Here is a 20,870-nt window from a genome sequence, read left to right on the forward strand (position 1 = left end):
TTATAATTGAAAAATTTTATATAGATTAAAACTATTGGACATATTAAATTTTCCTTTTTTAAAATTTCCGAAAAACTGGAGGAATAACCATGTCCAAAGACTACACGACATTATGGAAAGAAATAGGATTGAATTTAGGTAAACATGACGGGCTTCTCTCAGTTCTTTCCGATGCCTATAAAAACATTTATCTCTCCCAGAAAAACAGACCTGAGGGAATGAAGTATTTTGATTTTGTCATATCTGAAGTTCATGGATTAAGAATTGAAGAACTCTATGAAGCAAAGAAAGAAAAAAGAAAAGTAATCGGCACATTTTGCGTATATGTCCCTGAAGAACTTGTGCTCGCAGTAGATGGAGTTTTTGTAGGGCTTTGTGCAGGTGCAGAAGTTGGATTTGAGGAGGCGGAAAAATATGTTCCGAGAAACACCTGCGCTTTAATCAAGGCATTTATGGGATTTAAGCTTTCAGGACTCTGTCCCTATGTGGAGCTAACTGATTTAATTGTGGGAGAGACAACCTGCGATGGAAAAAAGAAAGCCTATGAAATATTTGATGAAATTACAAGAAAGATGTACGTTATGGAAATCCCTAATATGAAAAATGACTCTGATAGAAAACTTTGGCTTGAGGAAGTAAGAAAATTTAAAGATAAAATTGAAGAAATCTCAGGCAAAGAGATAACGCTTAACCTTCTTAAAAAAGCGACAGAAATTGTTAACCAAAAAAGACTTGCACTGCAAAGGCTTAGCAAACTAAGGGCATATGACCCTTCTACAATTTCAGGACTTGATGCATTGCTTGTAAATCAGATTGCCTTTTACGATGACCCTGTAAGATTTACTATGAAAGTAAATGAACTCTGCGACGAACTTGAAGAGAGGGTCAGGAAAGGTAATGGTATCGCGCCAAAAGGAACGCCGCGAATTCTTATATCAGGTAGTCCATTTGCAATACCTAACTGGAAACTTCATGCAATAGTTGAAAACAGCGGTGCTGTTGTTGTCGGTGAGGAGTCCTGTGTGGGAAGTAGAAATTTTAGAGAGTTGACCGATGAAAACTTTAACTCCCTTGATGAAGGATTAGGAAAAATTGCAATGAGATATATGGGAATTGATTGTGCCTGTTTTACTCCAAACAAAGAGAGAATTGACAATGTTAAAAGTATCTTCAAAGAACTCAAGGCAGATGGTGTGATTCACTGTGCCCTTCAGTTCTGCACTCCCTATATGATGGAAGCATTCAAAATTGAGAAAAAGATTGATTTTCCCTACATGCGTATTGAAACAGATTACAGCATGGAAGATTTTGGACAACTTAAAACAAGAGTTGAAGCTTTTATTGAGACGCTCAGATGAGCTTTCTTGGTATAGACATTGGTTCAAGATACATAAAAGCTGTTTTAATTGAAAAAGGGACGGTTATAGATTGGTTTAAAATTGAAACATCATATGAACCTCTAAACAGAAGTTTAGAAATTTTAAAAAAATACAGTCCAATTAAAGCTGTTGCCACAGGTTATGGGAGACATCTTTTGAGTTTCAATGGAAATATTCCAACAATTACAGAAATTAAAGCCTTTGCAATTGGTGCAAGGGCTTTAATGCCTTCTTGCAGAACCATTATTGACATAGGAGGACAGGATACAAAAATAATAAGTCTTGATGAAAGGGGAAATATAAAGAAATTTGAGATGAACGATAGATGTGCGGCGGGAACAGGAAGATTTCTTGAGATAATGGCATCGGCATTGGCATACTCAATTGACGAATTTGGGAAAATAGAAGGAAAAATTGAAAGTCCCTTACAAATTAGCAGTATGTGCACTGTTTTTGCTGAATCAGAGGTTATTTCTCTTATATCAAAGGGGATATCCCGTGAAGAAATTGCCATAGCAATTCATAGAGCCATAGCAAAAAGGGTCATATCAATGCTTAAAAAGATATCCTTAGAGGAAGATATTGTCTTTGCGGGAGGATGTGCAGGAAATAGACTTCTTAAAAAACTTATTGAAATTGATATCGGAAAGAGAATACTAATTCATGAAAAACATCATTTTGCCGGTGCTTTAGGCGCTGCAATTTATGCAGAAAAAAGCTCTATAGAACAAGGAAAATGAGACCTGTGATTTATTAATTTTCAGTAAATTTCAGATTTTTGAACAGTTTAAGAAATAAAAATACTAAAATTTGACTAAAACTTCTTTTTTTAATTAAACTGTTTAATTATGCCTAAGAAATTTATTGTTGCCAACTGGAAGATGCATAAAACAGTGAGAGAAGCTCTTGCATTTCTGGACGAATTTATTCCAATTACTAAGGGGTTAAACGGCAGAGAGATAGGTATCGCACCAACTTTTATTTGTATTGAGAGCGTTGGCAAGGCTTTGATAAATACCAGCATAAAACTCTGTGCACAAAATGCTTTCTATGAAAACAAAGGAGCCTACACAGGTGAAGTATCTCCGGCAATGCTAAAGGATTGTGGTGTTGAATATGTAATAATCGGACATTCGGAAAGAAGAAAGTATTTTTATGAAAATGATGACATTATTAATAAAAAGATTCATGCTTGTATTAAAGAAGGATTAAAAGTGATTTTCTGTATTGGTGAAACCCTTGAAGATAGACAGAACAATAAAACAATGGAAATTTTAAAAACTCAAATCAGAAATGGACTGTTGGAAATAAATTCTCCAGAAGCCCTTACAATTGCCTATGAGCCTGTATGGGCAATTGGAACAGGCATTGTAGCCACTGAAGAGCAAATAAAACAATCACACTTGTTCATAAGGAATCAGCTTAAGGAAATCTATGGTGAAAGAGCTAATGAGGTTAGGATTCTTTACGGGGGGAGTGTGACTCCAGAAAACATCAAGTCTATTATGGCAATTGATAATGTTGAAGGAGTTCTGGTTGGTGGTGCAAGTTTAGATCCTTTAAAGTTTGCAAAAATTGTAAAGTATTAATTATAAATTAAGGAGGATGTGATGAAAACCTTACTTTTAATATTTCACATAATACTTTGTTTTGTAATGATTGCAGTAGTGTTACTTCACAGAGGTAAAGGAGCTGAACTTGGTCCTGCATTTGGTGGAGGGTCTTCACAGACACTGTTTGGACCAAGAGGTGCTGCCACATTTCTTAACAAGGTTGCAACCATAGTGGCTGTTTTATTTATGCTTTCATCATTCTTTCTGACCTACATCACTACAAGAAGTAAATCAGTCGTATCCGATGTAAATGTTCCTGTTCAAACTCAGCCAGTTCAACCAGCACAGCAACCAGTAGGAGAACAGCCTCAACAAAAATAAATGTTAAGAAAATATGTTGGCTTTTTTCTGCTTCTAACATTATTTACAGTTTCATGTGAAAAAGCTCCTGATGTAAAAGAACCCTTTTGTCTGACAGGAGCTTCCTCAGCTGATGCCAAAAGGCTTCTTCCACTATTTGCTTCTGATAGCGCAAGTGCTGATATTAGTGGAAGAATTTTTAATGGACTTACAAAGTATGACAAAGATTTAAACATAGTTGGTGACCTTGCTGAAAGCTGGACAATATCAAAGAATGGTAAAGAAATAATTTTTCATTTACGAAAAGGAATAAAATGGCATGATGGTGTTGATTTCACCTCAGATGATGTTGTTTTCACATATAAAGCAGTCACAGACCCTAAAAATCCAACACCTTACAGCAGCAATTACGGTCCTGTAAAAGAAGTAAAAACAATTGATAAATATACGATAAAGGTAGTTTATGATAAGCCTTTTGCTCCTGCTCTTGAGTCATGGGGAATGGGTATACTACCCAAACATTTACTTGAAGGCAGGGAGTTATTCTCGTCTCCTCTTAATAGAAATCCGATTGGAACAGGTCCATATAAAATGAAAGAATGGATTACAGGACAAAGGATTATTCTTCAAAAAAATGAGGATTATTATGAAGGTGCGCCTTTTTTTGAAAAATTTATCTCACGAATTATCCCGGATCCTTCCACAATGTTTCTTGAATTAAGATTTGGTGGAATAGATTTTATGGGACTTAATCCTGCTCAATATAAATATTACGGTGAAAAGTCATATTTTAAAAAATATTTTAATGTTTATAGATATCCTTCTTTTGGATATACATATATTGGATACAATCTGAAAAATCCTCTATTTTCTGAAAAAAAAATCCGTCAGGCAATTGCTCATGCAATAAATAAAAAAGAAATAATTGAAGGAGTTTTACTTGGTTATGGAACTCCATGCACAGGTCCTTTTCCTCCAACTTCATGGGCATTTAATCCTGATGTAAGAGATTTTGAATACAATCCTGAAAAAGCAAAAAAAATTCTTTTTGAACTTGGCTGGAAACAGGATACAGATGGAATATTAACAAAAGATGGCAGAAAATTTTCGTTTATTTTGCTTGTTAATCAGGGAAATGAGGCAAGGCTGAAAACAGCCCAGATTATCAAGGAACAGCTTAAAAAAATAGGAATTGAACTTAATATAAGAGTTCTTGAATGGCAAAGCTTTCTTGAACTTGTTACAAAAAGGCAGTTTCAGGCAGTCTTGCTTGGATGGTCACTTTCTCGTGATCCTGATTTATATGATATTTTCCATTCATCTAAAACTAAGCCAGGAGAGTTTAATTTTGTAGGTTATAGTAATCCTCAGGTGGATAGACTTATTGAAAGAGCAAGAGAGATTCTTAGTAGAGAAGAAAGAAAAAAACTTTACAGAAAAGTTCATGAACTTATTACTGAAGACCAGCCTTATACATTCCTTTATGTTCCAGATACAATAATTGCTGTTAATAAAAGAATAAAAGGTATTGAATTAGCTCCTGCGGGAATCTGGTATAACTATATCCACTGGTATGTGCCAAAAAATCGTCTGGACTGGTATAATTAAAAATATGAAAATTCTATTGATAAATTTATTTATTTTTCTATTTGCTAATCTTGTCTTTGCTCAGGATAACGCAATTACAAAGCTCAATAATGCTTACAAAAATATAAACGATGCAAGTGGAACTTTTATTCAAACAAGCTACATCAAAGACTTAGATAAAACTCAAAAATTTAAAGGGAAATTTTTTATAAAAGCTGATAGAATCAGATGGCAGTATGAAGGACAATTTCCTCAGATTATTTATCTTAATAAAGAAACTCTCATTGTATACGACAAAATAAGAAAACAGGCAATACAGAGCAGTTTTTCAGAAGAAAAATATGGACAACTTCCTCTTGCTCTTTTATCACGAATGGCTGACATTGAAAAAGATTTTGAAATTACAGAAAAATCAGAAAACACTTTAATCCTCATCCCTAAAACTAAAATGGGGAATATCAAAAAAATTGAACTTATCATTCATGAAGAAGACTTTCCAATAAAATCTCTCAAAATTACTGATAATGCATCAAATACAGTGAAGATAGACTTTTATTCAGTAAAAATAAATATCAATCTTAAAGATTCTATTTTTAAATTCGTTCCCAAAAAAGATGACACAGTTCTAAAATATTAACAATTCTATCAATTTCTTGGAGGTAAAAATGGCTAAAAAAAGAATTGCTATTACAATGGGAGACCCTGCAGGAGTTGGACCTGAAATAATTGTTAAGGCATTTGCACAGGAAGATATATATAAAATTTGTAATCCTATTGTAATAGGAGATAAAGCCGTTATTAAAGAATTGATAAAGGTAATTGGAATGGATTTTGATTTAGATAACATTGAGATGTTAAATCTAAATGAAATCAAAAATCCATCAAAATTATTAAAAGGGACTCCTTCTGAAGAATCAGGAAGAGCTTGTTTTTCTTATATAAGAAAAGCTGTAGAACTATACAGACTCGGAGTAGTACAGGCAATTGTAACATGTCCAATTACAAAAGTAGCTTTAAAAATGGCAGGACTTCCATGGCTTGGGCATACAGATATGCTTGCAGAACTAACAGATACAGAAGATTATGCAATGGCTTTTTATAGTGAACATCTAAAAGTAATTCTTGTAACAATTCATGTGCCTCTGAAAGAAGTTCCCTATTTAATAAAAAAAGAAAATGTAATAAAATCAATCTGTTTTGCAAAAAAAGCCTGCGATATGCTTCGTATAGAAAATCCTCGTATTGCAGTATGTGGACTTAATCCCCATGCAGGAGAAGAAGGGATTATTGGAAGAGAAGAAATTGAAGAAATCACTCCAGCAATAAAAGAAACAAAAGCTTTAGGCATAAATGTTTCAGGACCTTATCCATCTGACTCTCTTTTCTGGCGAGCTTACAAAGGAGAGTTTGATATGGTTGTTGCTATGTATCATGACCAAGCACTTGCACCTTTTAAACTTGTTGCCTTTGACAAAGGAGTAAATTTCACAGTAGGTCTTCCATTTATCAGAACATCTCCTGATCATGGAACAGCTTATGATATAGCATGGCAGGGAAAGGCTGAGCCAACAAGCCTCCTTGAGGCTATTAAACTTGCAGTAAGGATGGAGGTTTAATGAAACTTTTTTCTCCTTTTGAGATTAAAACAATTAAAATGAAAAACAGAATTGTTCGTTCAGCAACCTATGAAAAAATGGCTGATGAAGATGGTTTTGTAACTGAACAGTTGATAAATTTTTATGTGAATCTTGCTAAAGGCGGTGCTGGACTCATAATTACAGGGAATGCTCTTGTACATGTATCTGGCAGAAGTGCTCCTAAAATGCTCTGCATTCATAATGATTTTTATATTGATGGCTTAAAAAAACTCACTTCCTCAGTTCATGAAGCAGGTGGCAAAATTATAATTCAGTTAAGTCACGGTGGAAGACAGTGTGCATCTATTTTTCTCTATGGAAATCCTCCTGTAGCACCATCAGCAGTCTATGAACCTGTGTATAAAGTGATGCCGAGAGAGCTTACTCAAGAAGAAATATGGGAAATAATTGAATCTTTTGGTAAAGCTGCAAGAAGAGCAAAAGAGGCAGGATTTGACGGAGTTCAAATTCATGGAGCTCATGGATATCTTATTAATCAGTTTCTTTCTCCATACACAAACAGAAGAAATGACTACTGGGGAGGAGATGAAGAAAGGAGATTTCACTTTCTTGAAGAAGTATACAATAGCATAAGAGACAACGTTGGATATGACTATCCTGTCATGATAAAACTCAATGCCTGTGATTTTGTAAAAAATGGACTCACTCTCGAAGAAAGCCTAAGAATAGCAAAACGTCTTGAAAATATGGGAATTGACGCAATTGAAGTAAGTGGAGGAATTGTAGAATCAAAAATAGAAGAAAGACCTGTGAGAATGAAGATTGACTCACCTGAAAAAGAAGCTTACTTCAGAGAGTTCTCAAAAGAATTCAAAAAAAATCTAAAGGTTCCTATAATGCTTGTAGGAGGGATACGCTCTCGTCAAGTAGCAGAAGATATTTTGCAGAAAAATGACGCGGATTTAATATCTCTTTCAAGACCATTAATCCGTGAACCTGATTTGCCAAATAAATGGATGAAGGGTAAAGAAAAATCTGATTGTATTTCTTGTAATGAATGCATGCGATTTATAAAATTAGACTATGTAAAATGCACCCAACTTGAAAAAAAGAGATAAAATGCTTTAATTTAGTTGTTAAATTTAGCAATTGTCATTTTGAGGGAGGAAGTCCAGAGAAATCTGTGCTAAAAGGGATATATTGAGCAAAAGCGAAGGGTTTCCTTATTTTTTTGTCATTCCAAGCACCCTCAATATGTGCAAGGAATTTCGCTTTTGTTCAACAGAAAAAAATAGATGGGATTCTTCGGCTGATTATGCAGCCTCGGAATGACACTTTTACTGTCACCCCGAGCTTTAGCGAGGGGTCTCCTGTAAAAAAGGAGGGGATTCCTCACTTCGTTCGGAATGACAGAAAGAAAGTAGAATGACAGAAGAGAAACGCTTCTCGGAACAATAGAAGAGCATTGAAAGACAAAGAAAGGTTTTGAATGATAACAGGAAAAGCAAGAAATGACACCACGTAAGGCAAAGTGGCAGATAAAGGTAATTGAAAAATAAGAGGACTTGTAGTTTATTGATTTTCAATAAATTTTAAGTTTTTGGATGGTATCTCATAAAAGAAGAAGGAGGTAAATTTTGGAACTGAACAAATTGAAATTGACAGAGCTTGTCCCGTTAATCTCCAAGGGAGAAGTGAGACCACACGAAATAATAATAGATGTTTTCAAAAGAGTTCAGGAAGTTGAAGGTAAAGTTAAAGCTTATATCACTCTTAATGTTGAAAAAGCCTATGATATGGCAAGAGAGGCTGAAAATGCAATTTTTTCTGGAAAAAAAAGTTTACTAACAGGAATTCCCATAGCAGTTAAAGACAATATCTGCACAAAAGGTATCCTTACTACCTGTGCCTCAAAAATACTTTACAATTTCTATCCTCCCTATGAAAGCACTGTAACCTCAAAACTTTTGAATAATAAATATATCCTTATAGGCAAAACTAACATGGATGAATTTGCCATGGGTTCTTCCACCGAAAATTCAGGATTTCATGTTACAAAAAATCCCTGGGATTTAGAAAGGGTCCCTGGTGGAAGTTCTGGTGGTAGTGCTGCTGCAGTAGCAGCTGATGAATGTATTGCTGCACTTGGCTCGGATACAGGTGGCTCAATAAGGCAACCTGCTTCATTCTGCGGAGTTGTGGGATTAAAACCAACATACGGAAGAGTTTCCAGATTTGGACTTGTTGCGTTTGCATCATCACTTGACCAAATAGGACCAATTACAAAATGTGTAGCTGATGCTGCTTTGTTAATGAATGTGATATCAGGACATGACCCTATGGATTCAACATCTGTTCCTATTGAATCATCTGATTTTACAGAATATCTTGGCAAAGAAGTAAAAGGAATCAAAATAGGAATTCCTAAGGAATATTTTATAGAAGGGATGGATAAAGAGGTTGAAGAAAGGATAAAAGATGCAATTAAGGAACTTGAATCTCTTGGTTGCATACCTGTTGAGATTTCATTGCCTCATACAGAATATGCTGTAGCAACCTATTACATTATAGCTACATCTGAAGCTTCCTCTAATCTCGCCAGATATGATGGTGTAAAATATGGGCTAAGAGTACAGGGTAAAGATTTACTTGAAATGTATATGAAAACTCGTAGTAGAGGTTTTGGAGCAGAGGTTAAAAGAAGAATTATGCTTGGAACTTATTCTCTTTCAGCTGGATATTATGAAGCATACTATAAAAAAGCCCAGCAAGTAAGGACTCTAATCAAAAATGATTTTGAGAAAGCCTTTGAAAAAGTTGATTTTATTGTAACTCCAACAGCACCATCTCCTGCATTTAAAATTGGTGAAAAAATAGATGATCCACTTCAGATGTATCTTTCTGATATTTTTACAATTTCTGTAAATCTTGCAGGAGTGCCTGCAATATCCATACCCTGTGGATTTAGTGAAAAGGGATTACCGGTAGGACTACAAATAATAGGAAAACCATTTGATGAAGCAGGAATTTTACAATTAGCCTATGCCTATGAACAATCAACACCATGGCATAAAATGAAACCTCTTTTATAAAGGAGAGAAAATGCAATACGAAGCAGTGATTGGATTAGAAGTCCATGCTCAACTTTTAACTGAAAGTAAAATATTCTGTGGTTGCTCCACCCAGTTTGGAGCAGAACCAAATACACAGGTATGCCCTGTATGTCTGGGAATGCCAGGGGTGCTTCCTGTGCTTAATAAAAAAGCTGTAGAATACACGGTGAAAACAGGACTGGCTATGAACTGCAAAATTGCTCCTTACAGCAGATTTGCAAGAAAAAACTACTTTTATCCTGACCTTCCAAAAGGTTATCAGATAAGTCAGTATGAGTTACCTCTTTGCGAAGATGGATATCTTGAAATAATGCTTAATGGTACAAAAAGAAAAATTCGCATAAAAAGAATCCATCTTGAAGAAGATGCTGGTAAAAATATACATGACCCATCTGGGTACAGTTTTGTTGATTTCAATAGAACAGGAGTGCCTTTGATGGAAATAGTTTCTGAGCCAGATATTCGTTCACCTAAGGAAGCTGCTTTGTATATGAAAAAATTAAGAGCAATACTTAGATATCTCGGAGTCTGTGATGGAAATCTTGAACAGGGCTCTCTTCGTTGCGATGCAAATGTCTCTGTCAGACCCGTTGGCTCAACTGAGTTTGGAGTAAAAACAGAGATTAAAAACATTAATTCCTTTAGATTTGTTGAAAAAGCGCTTGAGTATGAGATTAAAAGGCAGATAAAGCTTATAGAAAATGGTGAAAAAATCATACAGGAAACAAGACTTTGGGATTCTCAAACAGGCACAACTCAGTCTATGCGTTCAAAAGAGGAAGCACATGATTATAGATATTTCCCTGAACCAGACCTTGTTCCTGTTGTAGTTTCAGAAGATTGGATTGAAAAAATAAAAAAAGATATGCCTGAACTTCCAGACCAAAAAATTGAAAGATTCATTAAGGAATACGGATTACCTCAATATGATTCAGAGATATTAACCGAGGAAAAAGCACTTTCCGAATGGTTTGAAGAAGCAGTAAAACTTGGTGGAAAGCCTAAGGAAGTAGCTAACTGGATAATGGTTGAACTGTTAAGATTACTCAATGAAGAAGGAAAAGATATAAACGAATGTTCATTAAAACCTATACAACTTGTTGAATTAATTGAGTTAATTAATAAAGGCACAATAAACAGAAATACTGCTAAAGAAGTTTTTGAAGAAATGTATAAAACAGGTAAAACAGCTGAAGCCATTGTCAGGGAAAAAGGACTTACTCAAATATCAGATGATAGTGTTATAATTGAGGCTATAAAAGAAGTTATGAATAAAAATCCTAAAGAAGTTGAAAGATTCAGAAATGGAGAGGAAAAATTGATAGGATTTTTTGTAGGACAAGTGATGAAAATTACCAAGGGGAAAGCAAACCCGAAACTTGTTAATGAACTTATTTTTAAAATTTTAAAAGAATAAAATAATGAAAACTATTATAGCGATTTTAATTACAACCTTGATTTTATCAAATAATGCCTTTGCATTAAAGTGTGATAAATGTCATAAGGATGACAAATCTATTGAAAATATGTTGAATCAACGTGGTATCAAAACAAAACAGGAATTAATAAACACATTACGTAATGGTCCCAAAGCAAAACTCCATAAAAACTTAACAAATGAAGATATTGAAGAAGCAGGAAAACAGTTAAATCTAAAATAGATTTTTAAACAAAATCCAGCCAGCGTTGATATTTAGAATTTTTACCTTTAACGATATCAAAAAATAAATTTTGAATTTTTTCAGTTATTGGTCCCCGACTTCCAATTCCTATTGTTCTATCATCAACCTCTCTGATTGGAGTAATTTCAGCAGCAGTCCCTGTAAAAAATGCCTCATCTGAAATATAAAGTTCATCTCTTGTAAATCTTTCCTCTTTTGTCTCTATACTTAAATCTTTAGCAATAGTTAGAACTGTATCTCTTGTTATTCCTTCAAGAATTGAAGTCAAAGGTGTTGTTTTTAAAATCCCTTTTCTAACAATGAAAATGTTTTCACCACTTCCTTCAGATACATATCCTTCTGTATCAAGCAATACAGCCTCATCATATCCACATGAAATTGCTTCAATTTTTGCAAGTTGACTGTTAACATAGTAACCTGCCACCTTACCTCTTGACAGATTGGAATTAACATGGTTTCTGATAAAAGATGAGGTTTTTACTCTGATCCCCTTTTGAAGTCCTTCTTCACCAAGATAAGCGCCCCAACTCCAAACAGCTATCGCAACCTGAATAGGATTATTTTTAGGATAAACCCCCATATTACCGTAACCAACAAAAACTATTGGTCTGATATAACAAGAGTTAATTTTGTTAACTCTAATAGTTTCCTTAACAGCTTCAAAAATTTCTTCTTCTGTAAATGGAATCTTAAGAGTAAAAATATGGGCAGACTTAAAAAGTCTTTCAATATGATCTTTTAATCTAAAAACTGCAGGTCCCTGTTCAGTATTGTAACACCTTATTCCTTCAAACACTGCTAAGCCGTAATGAAGTGAATGGGTTAGAACATGAACCTTTGCATCATCCCAATTTACAAACTTGCCATCCATCCATATTTTTTCTGTCTTAGGAAACATAGGTTATATTAAACCTCATTTTAAATTTATAAGTCAAGTTTTAAATTAAGTTAAGCTTAAACGATTTTAGAAATATCAAGAAATTAAAGTATTTTGTAAATAGAAAATTTTAAAGGGAGGGCAAATTTCCCTCCCTTTTTATTCATTAACAACCTTCAACAGCTTTCTTTTTCTTTGAGCCAGAAGTTCCTTCTTTGCCCTTATCTTTTGTTACAACACCATCCTTAACTGTAACTTTGTCTCCAACCTTAATCCCTTTTACATCTTTTACCTCAACTGTAACTTCTTTACCATCAGCCTGTTTGATGGTAAGTTTTTTACCTTCAATCTTTGTAACCGTTCCTTTTACTTCAGATGCTTTTTTAGCCTCAGCAGCAAAGGAAACAAAAGCAACTCCTAAAAGAAATGTCAATACAACAATTAATGCAATAGCCTTCTTCATCATATCACCTCCTTTCTCTTATGAGAGACTGTTCAAAAACTTGTAGTTTATTGAAAATCAATAAACTACAAGGCCTGCTATTTTTCTATACCCCTAACTGTCCCGAAGGGTTACAGCAAAAATTGTCATTCCGAACGAAGTGAGGAATCTCCTCTGTTTTTAAGAGAACCCTCGGGCAATGACTCTTTGAGTCAGATTCCTCAGGCTCATTGAGACCCTTCGGAATGATAGTTAGTCAATTGTTTACAATTATATCAATATGGTGACAGTTTTGTTAACTGTCCTGCATAAACTATTGCTGCTCTTAAAATCAGTGTTCCGGCAAGAACAAGCACTGCTGCAAAATTCATTCTAAAAATCTGAGCCTTAGTAAACTCTCCATGAAATCCGTCTTCAAACTCTTTTAGTTCACCAAGTTTGATTCTTAATGCAAGAGGTAATAGTAGAAATATAGCTATCAGCGCTATGCTAAAAATAAAATGTTCACTTGTTAGTGAAAAGAAAGGCTCAATTGCTTTCTTGTATGGTGCTGTTGATGTATAAAGTCCATAAAAGAAAAGAAGTATAACCACAAGCTCTGCAACGATTAACCATATATCAATCTTTGTAAAAAGAAACTTTATTTCTGGCTTTTTTGCAATAATAACTATCATAGCTGCACCAGAAGAAAGAGCAGAGACTAAAAAGAGAATTGGTAGTGTTGCATTATTCCAAAGAGGGATCGCTGCAAAAGAGCTTAAAAGCACACCTGTATAAATTCCAAGAAATATTCCAAGAGCAAAATTCAATTTTGCAATTGTCCTCATTTTTGGAGCAAACTTTTCTGCAAGTTTTATTAAAAATGGTAATTTTAAGCGATGCCTTTGTTCCTTAGGAATTACAGCTAAGATATAAAGTGCATTTCCTAATAAAACAGCCGGAACTCCCCATGTACCCCAAGACATGAGAGAAAGAGGTTGAAACGTTAAAAAACCCCAGATAAGACTTTGAGGTTTACCGAGGTCTATCATTATGAACTGAGCACCAATAGCAAGAGTTATAAAAGCAATAAGAGGAGCTCTCACACACTGGGCAAGCTCTTCCACAGGTTGTTTTGGAATTCTTAAGTTAGCAATTGAACACATAACAAGCATTCCTGCAGAAAGTCCACCAAGAAATAAATATATTACTATTCTCCAATCCCAAACCTCTAAATGGGGAAAGGTTATTGCATTTGTTCCAGTTATACTTAGTTCTATCATCATAGACCTCCTGCAAATTTCTTTTTAATGTAAAAAACTCTGGGGCGCGTTCCAGCAAACTCAAGTCTCACAGATGAATCATATTTTCTTAACAATTCCGCTACTTCACTGTTTGAGTCTTCAAGATCTCCAAATATTCTTGACTTTCCAAGACATGTTTCAACACAGGCAGGTTTTTTGCCTTCCTTAAGTCTATGTTCACAGAAGGAGCATTTATCTGCATATCCCTTAGGATGAGAATATCTTGCATCATAAGGACACGCTAAAATACAGGCTTTACAGCCTATACATTTTTTTCTGTCTATCTGAACTGTTCCATCCTTTGCCCTGTGAGATGCTCTCGTTGGACAAGCATCTATGCATGGAGCTTCTTCACAATGATTACAGAGTTCACTTCTTAATTCCATTCTAAGACTCGGGAATTCTCCTCTTACTTCTTCTACAACGCGGGTTCTGAAATGCTCTTCAGGCACATTGTTTTCTTTTTTACAGGCAATTACACAAGCCATGCATCCAATACATTTTTCCACGTCTATTACCATGACATACCTTGGCATATTAGACCTCCTTAGTAATCTTCACAAAGTTCACCCTCATACCTACACTTCCAGAAATTGGGTCAATTGCATATTTTGTTATCAACTGCTGATCATCAGCACCTCTTAAATATGCTCTGTGAAGAAGTTTTGATGTTGAACAAAATCCATGAACAAGATAAATGCAGTCTGGTCTAATTCTTTCTGTCACCTTTGCTCTAACTTTGTTACTTTTTACTCCATCCTGATTTACCAAAACAATGTAATCTCCATGCTTCAGTCCCATTCTTTTTGCAACTTTTGCATTTATCCAAGCTACATTTTCTTCCATAAGTTCCCAAAGTGAAGGATTATTTGTTGTTCGTGAAAATGTATGAACTGGTGCTCTTCCATATATGAGCCTAAACCACCCTTCAGAAGGTTGTTCATGTTTTGTATATTTTGGAATAGGATCAAAGCCATGTTTTTTCAATTCATTACTGTAAAGTTCAATTTTGCCTGAAGGCGTTTTAAATTTATAATCCTCTCCTTGAGAAAGATAGGGTTTAGCACTCTCTGGGAAGTCAATATATCCCTTTTGGCCAAGTTCAGCGTAATCAATTCCCCAAGCTTCAGCTTTTGCTTTCAAAAAGTCATCAAAGGTATTCCATGGAAAGTATTCTTCAAGACCAAGCCTTTTACCAAGCTCTTTTGCTATCCACCAGCCAGGTTTTGTATCATACATTGGCTGAACCACAGGCTGACGGAAAGATATTCCAAAACTTCTTTCTTTCACTGTAAAAAAGTCATCATGTCTTTCCAGATAGGTGCACTCAGGAAGGACCACATCAGCAAGCATGACTCCGTCATAAGGCATCATGTCAACTGCCACAAGCAAGTCAAGCCTTTGGACAGCATTCAGAGTATCCCTTTGATTTGGCATAGCCTTCATTATGTTTGTTCCCGTTATAAACCATGCTTTTATTGGATAGGGATCCTCTGTAAGAGTTGCCTTTACAATAGCATGTGTTACTCCCTCTTCTCCTGCAAAAGGATAGTTTCCCTTATTTATCGCTGGTTTTTGTGGCTCAGGATAATCTTTGTCTGAAAGAAATACAGGTTCAAGTTTTTTCTTTGGATTTAGATATATGCCTCCAGGTCTTCCATAGGCTCCAAGAATTGCTGTCAAAATAGCAACAGCACGTTGTCTCTGAACATTATCAGAATACCAAGCAGTGTGTCTACCCGGATGTATTAAAACATTGGGTTTATTTTTACCTAATACTCTCGCGGTCTCAACAATACGTCCCGCAGGAATTTCTGTCTCTTTTTCTGCCCATTCTGGAGTATATTCCTTTACTGCTTGCGAGACTTCATTAAAGCCTGTGGTGTATTTTGCTACATAATCTTTATCATAGAGTCCTTCATTTATGATTATATTAATCCATGCAAGTAAAATTGCTAAATCAGTTGTAGGTTTTATTGGTAACCAGTATTTTGCCTTACCTGCTGCAGTTGAAAATCTTGGGTCAAGAACAATAACTGTAGCACCTTTTCCTACAGCTTCAGCAAATTCTTGACATTGAGAATTGTGGGCATTTTCACCAAGATGACTTCCTATGAGAACAATTGCTTTGCTATTTTGTAGGTCAAGTCTTTCCGGATTTCCTACATCCTCTCCAAAGGTAAGTTCAAAAGCAACACCTCTTGCACCTCTACAGAGAGCAAATGAAGGCATGGCAAAATTTGGTGAGCCAAAAGCCTGAAGTAAATGCATAAAATATGTTGATACAGTTCCATGAGTTAGTAATCCTACTGATTCTGCTCCGTATTTTTCTTTAATTTTCTGCATCCTGTCAGCCACATATCCTAAGGCTTCATCCCATGATGCTTTTTTAAATTTAGCCTCACCTCTTGAGCCTGTATTAATTAGCGGAGTTTTTAGCCTGTCAGAATCATAAAGAAGTCCTATACCGCCATGTCCTCTTGCGCAAAGCTTTCCACGAGAGTTTGGATGTAGAGGATTGCCATCAAGTTTAACAACTTTGCCATCCACAACCTTGGCTATCACGCCACAGCGCCAAAAACACATTTCACAGGTAGTAGGAACATACTGGGGCAAAGAAACAGGTTTTTTGCCAAGAGCTAATACAGATTTTACAACTGGGGTGCTTGCTGCCGCGACACCGCCTGTTACAGCTGCAATTTTGAGAAAATCTCTCCTGGTAATACTCATACCCTCACCCCCTTATATTTGTTATACTAATAGTTAAATACTACATAAAAATTTTTATTTTGTCAATAGTTTTTCAAATAGGCTATGGGGGTATAATATAAGTGTGATAATTGATAAAGAAAAAATGGATATAAAAAGAAGGTTCTTTCTAAAGAAAATGCTAAAACTATTTTTTACTTTTGTAGCATTAATATTTTCTTTTTTAGGGCTATCACTCTTAAAACCTGCAAATCCTAAAAAAAAGGAATACAGTTACTATGAAATACCAGAGGATAAGATTCCGAAAGAAGGAGTAAAAAAAATTAATATAGAAATTGGAAACTTGCAAAAATCCTTAAAAATCTATCTTGTAAATGACGGAGATTCAATAATTGCTCTTTCTCCTGTATGCACCCATCTCGGCTGTTTTGTAAATTTTGATAAAAATTCCAATGAATTTATATGTCCATGCCATGGTGGAAAATATGACAGTGAAGGGAAAGTCTTGAAAGGTCCACCCAAAGAGCCTCTTCAAAGACTTCCTGTTAAAATAGAAAATAAAAAGATTTTTGTGGGAATAAAAATATGAACCTCATTGATTGGTTTCTTGATAGATTCAGACTTAAATCTACTCATAGAGGCATTTTTGATAGAGACATCCCTGAAGGAATCAATTATTTTTACTGTTTCGGTGGTATTGCCTTTACTGCCTTTCTTATATGTCTCGTATCAGGGTTATTCCTTTCCTTTCATTATATTCCTTCTGAAAAAGAAGCCTATCAAAGCATTTTAAGAATTCATGAAGAGGTTTTCTTAGGAAAACTTCTCAGAGGAATTCACAAGTGGTCTGCCAATGTCTTGATTGTAAGCATAATTATTCATTCAATTAGGGTTTTTGTAACTAAAAGCTATCGTCCACCAAGAGAGCTTAATTGGATTGTGGGTTTAATTACCTTTGTTATTGTAATGCTTGAGGGCTTTACAGGATATCTACTACCATGGGATCAAAAGGCATATTGGGCTACAGTGGTTGGAACAAACATAGTAGGTAGTATTCCTTTTGTTGGTCAAGCTTTGCTACTGATTGTAAGAGGAGATTATGAGGTATCAGGTGCTACTCTTTCAAGATTTTATAGTCTTCATGTGCTGTGGTTTCCAGGTCTCATCATTCTTCTGCTTTGGGCACATTTTCATATGATTAAAAAACTCGGAATATCAAAGCCTCTATGAAAAAGAAATTTTATCCCGATTACTTGATTGAGATTTTGTTTGTTGCCATTCTGACTTTTGAGTTAATACTGATTCTCACTTTTCTTTTTACACCCCTAATAGGTAGAGAGATTGATTTTATTGCTGCCTATCAGCCAAGACCAGAATGGTATTATCTATGGCTTTTCTGGCTATTAAGATTCTTCTCTACTGATACAGTTTTTATAGGTGGCGTTTTATTACCATTAGGCATACTATCATTTTTAATCTTGATTCCCTGGATTGATAAAAAGATAGGCTGGAAATTGACAGCTTTGATAGCTTTTGCTTTTTTGTTGATATTTTTAATAACCACCATTATTGAAGCTATTTCCTAATAGCCCTAAGGGGTATAAAAAATTTAGTAAAGGATTTAACAGGACTCTCATCCTTTTTAGGAGAAACAATAAAGTTAGTTGGAGTAGGTTTTACCTATCTGTCAACTCTTATATTTGGCCTTTTTCTGGTTATCTATCTTACGAAAACAGTAAAATATTGGAATCAAGTAAAAGCAGAATTCCACCATCCCGTTAAATCAAACTTCTTTCCAACAATATCTATCTCTCTTCTGTTGTTGTCCATTGCATATGCTTCAATAAATCAAAGCGTGGCATACTCTATGTGGATTGTCGGTGTGATTTTATACTTTGTTTTTCTTATAAGAATTCTAACTTACAGGGTTATTTTTCTATAAATTTTTAACATCTTTAGCTTTGATACTGACAACTTTAGTAATTGGAGTTGTAAGCATTAGGACAATTTATGCTATATCAAAGAGAGAGATTTGTGTAGAGGAGTCTTAGCTGTAAAGTTTTTTAATGAGAATCAATCTTTCAAAGTGATTCACTATGGGTTTATGGTAAGGCAGTCTGTGGGTTAAAGGATCATGTAGCATAAAACTTGGTAGTTTCTTTAGTGAGGGTAAATACTTCTTTATAAATTTGCAGTCAGGATCAAATTTTTTAGCTTGAATTATAGGATTAAAGATTCTTAAAGGTTTAGGATCTGGACCTACAGAGGCATTCCACTGCCAATTTCCTACATTTACCACTTCATCATAATCAATGAGATGCTCCATAAAAAAGCTTTCTCCCCATCTCCAATCAATCATTAAATCCTTAGTTAAGAAGGATGCGACTATCATTCTTGCTCTGTTATGCATCCAGTTTTCCTGCTTTAGCTGAATAATTGCTGCATCAATCAAGGGATAACCTGTTTTTGCCTCAATAAAGGCTTTGTAAAGTTTTTCATCGTTTTGCCATCTTATCTTTCTTCTTTTTTCCTGAAACTCTAAGTTTTTAAATTGAGGGAAATTTAGCTTTATATGATACCAAAACTCTCTCCAAGCCAGCTCCTTTATGAATTGACAATCCTGCCCAGCAGCCTCTGAGGCTACTCTGTAGATTTTTCTTAAGGAGATTAATCCAAATCTTATATAGGGTGAAAGCTTTGATGTTCCATCAATATCCAATCTATCGCGCAACTCTTCATATCTGTTAAAATCAAATTCCTTAAGTCTTCTTATCCCAAAATCTGGCTTCCACACTATGTTTTTTTCATGGCTTATCTCAGAGGCTACTATATCAATCTCTGGTTCATTAAGCTTAGGTGTATTAATTCTTTCTGGAGAGGATACCTCTGTGAGCCTAAGATTCTGTTCCCAGTATCTGTAAAATTTTGAATATATTTTCCTGTAAGGAATCTTATCTATTTCAGCAAGAAAGTTATCATTAAAGGTTACAAAATCAACACCTTCATTTAAACAGAGTTTTTTTACTGTTTCCTCTACTTCTTCCCCACTCCAGGAGAAAGCCCTATTTGTAAAAATAGCCTGAATTCCATATTTTCTTATTAAAGTAAGAAAAACCCTTTGTGGTTCATCATGAAAGCAGTACAATCTTCCACCCTTCTTCTCTATCTCTTTGCTTAAGTGTTTGAGGGATTCTATTAGAAATCCAGTTCTTCTATCATAACTTTTAAATCTTTCAAGTATGCTCGGGATAAAAATAAATACAGGTATTACCTCAAATGAGTTCTGACATGCTTCAAAGAGGGCTCTGTTGTCATCAATCCGTAAGTCTCTTTTAAACCAGAAGATGACTCTCCTATACACTTAAATCCTCTGGAAAAGGCTCAAGGTATTTCTGAAGTAGAATGTAATCATTTTCAAATCTGTAGGCAAAGTTTCTGAGAAGCTCAATAAGAACTCTTCGTTTAATCATGTTTTTTCTATATTTTTCCATAAGCTCTAAAAAGTGTGCACGTTCTCTCTGACTTAGATATCTTGATATATGCCCAAAAATATGGGTAAGTGTGTTTATATGTCTTGCTTTTGTTGGCTTTTTTCTAAAAACCTCAATAAATACTTCACCATACTTAGAAATTTTTTCAGTTATATTGATTTTTCCATCCGCAACAATTCTTCCAAGAATTTTCAGATGTTGTTGGCTATATGTCATAAGAAGATATTTGTATTTCGTATGAAATCTCACCAAATCTGACTCTTTAAGATTTTTACTAAGAGCTTTAAATTCACAGAGAGCAAAAATTCTTGTTAAGAAATGATTTCTTATGTTTTCATCTCTTAGTCTTCCCTCATCCTCTATTGGAAGTAATGGAAAGGCTTTTTTTAGGCTTTCAGCAAGAAATCCGTCTGTTTTACCTATAACTACACCATCTCTGTAAAGTTTTGTTGATGAGACTCCACAGGAAGGAGACTTTGCCTTCAGGACAGCGCCATCTATTTTGTTTAATTGTTTAATTACATTTTCAACATAACTAATCATTTTATCGGTTAAATCTAATCCAGTTTCCTGTTGGATTAATCTCTTTTCATTGTTATTTTGTATAATGATTACAGGAACTCTTGGCACACCAAGTCCTATCTCAACCTCAGGACATAAATATACACAGTCAACATATCTCTTTAAATTTTCAACAAACTCATCAACAACCAGTCCACTATTGTATCTTACAGGCTCAAAAAAACATCTGCTGAATAGAATTTTTGGCTTTAGCATAATTTATATTATAATGATT

22 protein-coding genes are annotated in these 20,870 nt (G+C 34.8%); 15 read left to right on the forward strand and 7 right to left on the reverse strand.

The genetic code is table 11. The annotated features are described in order from the left end of the window. The first annotated feature begins 89 nt into the window (after positions 1–89). The 11 genes from FLY87_RS04855 to FLY87_RS04905 all read left to right on the forward strand — a co-directional run bounded on the left by FLY87_RS04855 (position 90) and on the right by FLY87_RS04905 (position 11,251). Complete coding sequence (locus FLY87_RS04855) at positions 90–1,358, forward strand: double-cubane-cluster-containing anaerobic reductase (RefSeq protein WP_141266433.1); 1,269 nt, start codon at positions 90–92, stop codon at positions 1,356–1,358. Next, complete coding sequence (locus tag FLY87_RS04860) at positions 1,355–2,119, forward strand: acyl-CoA dehydratase activase (RefSeq protein WP_141266435.1); 765 nt, start codon at positions 1,355–1,357, stop codon at positions 2,117–2,119. Before FLY87_RS04855 ends, FLY87_RS04860 begins: the two co-directional genes overlap by 4 nt. Before the next feature lie 108 nt (positions 2,120–2,227). Beyond that, positions 2,228–2,968: a triose-phosphate isomerase gene (gene tpiA, locus FLY87_RS04865; protein WP_141266437.1), complete on the forward strand. Its 741-nt coding sequence runs from the start codon at positions 2,228–2,230 to the stop codon at positions 2,966–2,968. 21 nt (positions 2,969–2,989) lie between these two features. Beyond that, positions 2,990–3,313, forward strand: coding sequence for a preprotein translocase subunit SecG (gene secG, locus FLY87_RS04870; protein ID WP_012546661.1), 324 nt, complete (start codon positions 2,990–2,992; stop codon positions 3,311–3,313). After that, positions 3,314–4,900: a peptide-binding protein gene (locus FLY87_RS04875; protein WP_141266439.1), complete on the forward strand. Its 1,587-nt coding sequence runs from the start codon at positions 3,314–3,316 to the stop codon at positions 4,898–4,900. It abuts the gene before it with no gap. Positions 4,901–4,904: 4 nt separating this feature from the next. Then, positions 4,905–5,516: an outer membrane lipoprotein carrier protein LolA gene (locus FLY87_RS04880; RefSeq protein ID WP_012546180.1), complete on the forward strand. Its 612-nt coding sequence runs from the start codon at positions 4,905–4,907 to the stop codon at positions 5,514–5,516. A gap of 28 nt (positions 5,517–5,544) precedes the next feature. Then, a complete protein-coding gene (pdxA, locus tag FLY87_RS04885; protein WP_012545509.1) occupies positions 5,545–6,495 on the forward strand; it encodes a 4-hydroxythreonine-4-phosphate dehydrogenase PdxA in 951 nt (316 codons plus the stop codon). Continuing rightward, complete coding sequence (locus tag FLY87_RS04890; protein ID WP_141266442.1) at positions 6,495–7,595, forward strand: tRNA-dihydrouridine synthase; 1,101 nt, start codon at positions 6,495–6,497, stop codon at positions 7,593–7,595. The genes pdxA and FLY87_RS04890 overlap by 1 nt, the downstream gene beginning before the upstream one ends. A 519-nt stretch (positions 7,596–8,114) precedes the next feature. Then, positions 8,115–9,569: an Asp-tRNA(Asn)/Glu-tRNA(Gln) amidotransferase subunit GatA gene (gene gatA, locus FLY87_RS04895; RefSeq protein ID WP_141266444.1), complete on the forward strand. Its 1,455-nt coding sequence runs from the start codon at positions 8,115–8,117 to the stop codon at positions 9,567–9,569. Positions 9,570–9,579: 10 nt separating this feature from the next. Continuing rightward, positions 9,580–11,007, forward strand: a complete 1,428-nt coding sequence (gatB, locus tag FLY87_RS04900) for an Asp-tRNA(Asn)/Glu-tRNA(Gln) amidotransferase subunit GatB (protein WP_012545415.1) — start codon at positions 9,580–9,582, stop codon at positions 11,005–11,007. A gap of 4 nt (positions 11,008–11,011) precedes the next feature. Then, positions 11,012–11,251 (forward strand): hypothetical protein, encoded by a 240-nt coding sequence (locus FLY87_RS04905; RefSeq protein WP_012546051.1) that lies wholly within the window; start codon positions 11,012–11,014, stop codon positions 11,249–11,251. A 4-nt stretch (positions 11,252–11,255) separates the two neighbouring features. Here the strand turns inward: FLY87_RS04905 and FLY87_RS04910 are convergent, their stop codons facing one another. The 5 genes from FLY87_RS04910 to FLY87_RS04930 all read right to left on the reverse strand — a co-directional run bounded on the left by FLY87_RS04910 (position 11,256) and on the right by FLY87_RS04930 (position 16,604). Then, a complete protein-coding gene (locus FLY87_RS04910; RefSeq protein WP_141266446.1) occupies positions 11,256–12,170 on the reverse strand; it encodes a branched-chain amino acid transaminase in 915 nt (304 codons plus the stop codon). A gap of 145 nt (positions 12,171–12,315) precedes the next feature. Then, on the reverse strand, positions 12,316–12,612 hold the full coding sequence (gene extJ / locus FLY87_RS04915) for a selenite/tellurite reduction operon protein ExtJ (RefSeq protein WP_028842722.1): 297 nt from the start codon (positions 12,610–12,612) through the stop codon (positions 12,316–12,318). A 254-nt stretch (positions 12,613–12,866) separates the two neighbouring features. Beyond that, positions 12,867–13,853 carry an NrfD/PsrC family molybdoenzyme membrane anchor subunit gene (gene nrfD, locus FLY87_RS04920; protein ID WP_012544981.1) on the reverse strand — a complete coding sequence of 329 codons (987 nt, stop codon included), beginning with the start codon at positions 13,851–13,853 and terminating at the stop codon, positions 12,867–12,869. Next, positions 13,853–14,410 carry a 4Fe-4S dicluster domain-containing protein gene (locus FLY87_RS04925; protein ID WP_012545481.1) on the reverse strand — a complete coding sequence of 186 codons (558 nt, stop codon included), beginning with the start codon at positions 14,408–14,410 and terminating at the stop codon, positions 13,853–13,855. The genes nrfD and FLY87_RS04925 overlap by 1 nt, the downstream gene beginning before the upstream one ends. Position 14,411: 1 nt before the next feature. Continuing rightward, positions 14,412–16,604 (reverse strand): molybdopterin-dependent oxidoreductase, encoded by a 2,193-nt coding sequence (locus tag FLY87_RS04930; protein ID WP_012546592.1) that lies wholly within the window; start codon positions 16,602–16,604, stop codon positions 14,412–14,414. Positions 16,605–16,707: 103 nt separating this feature from the next. Between FLY87_RS04930 and FLY87_RS04935 the strand changes: the two genes are divergently transcribed. From FLY87_RS04935 to FLY87_RS10415, 4 genes are all read left to right on the forward strand, one after another. Then, positions 16,708–17,172: a ubiquinol-cytochrome c reductase iron-sulfur subunit gene (locus FLY87_RS04935; protein WP_051345883.1), complete on the forward strand. Its 465-nt coding sequence runs from the start codon at positions 16,708–16,710 to the stop codon at positions 17,170–17,172. Beyond that, positions 17,169–17,813 carry a cytochrome b N-terminal domain-containing protein gene (locus FLY87_RS04940; RefSeq protein WP_012546179.1) on the forward strand — a complete coding sequence of 215 codons (645 nt, stop codon included), beginning with the start codon at positions 17,169–17,171 and terminating at the stop codon, positions 17,811–17,813. The genes FLY87_RS04935 and FLY87_RS04940 overlap by 4 nt, the downstream gene beginning before the upstream one ends. Continuing rightward, positions 17,810–18,169 carry a hypothetical protein gene (locus FLY87_RS04945; protein WP_012545895.1) on the forward strand — a complete coding sequence of 120 codons (360 nt, stop codon included), beginning with the start codon at positions 17,810–17,812 and terminating at the stop codon, positions 18,167–18,169. Before FLY87_RS04940 ends, FLY87_RS04945 begins: the two co-directional genes overlap by 4 nt. Before the next feature lie 110 nt (positions 18,170–18,279). Beyond that, on the forward strand, positions 18,280–18,525 hold the full coding sequence (locus FLY87_RS10415; RefSeq protein WP_373920410.1) for a hypothetical protein: 246 nt from the start codon (positions 18,280–18,282) through the stop codon (positions 18,523–18,525). 105 nt (positions 18,526–18,630) lie between these two features. Here FLY87_RS10415 and FLY87_RS04955 read toward each other — a convergent pair whose 3' ends face one another. After that, positions 18,631–19,944 carry a deoxyribodipyrimidine photo-lyase gene (locus FLY87_RS04955; protein ID WP_012546848.1) on the reverse strand — a complete coding sequence of 438 codons (1,314 nt, stop codon included), beginning with the start codon at positions 19,942–19,944 and terminating at the stop codon, positions 18,631–18,633. Continuing rightward, positions 19,937–20,851 (reverse strand): DUF523 and DUF1722 domain-containing protein, encoded by a 915-nt coding sequence (locus tag FLY87_RS04960; protein WP_012545560.1) that lies wholly within the window; start codon positions 20,849–20,851, stop codon positions 19,937–19,939. Before FLY87_RS04960 ends, FLY87_RS04955 begins: the two co-directional genes overlap by 8 nt. Between the last annotated feature and the right edge of the window lie 19 nt (positions 20,852–20,870).

Origin of the sequence: Thermodesulfovibrio sp. Kuro-1, from assembly GCF_006538445.1 — a bacterium.
GTDB lineage: Bacteria > Nitrospirota > Thermodesulfovibrionia > Thermodesulfovibrionales > Thermodesulfovibrionaceae > Thermodesulfovibrio > Thermodesulfovibrio yellowstonii.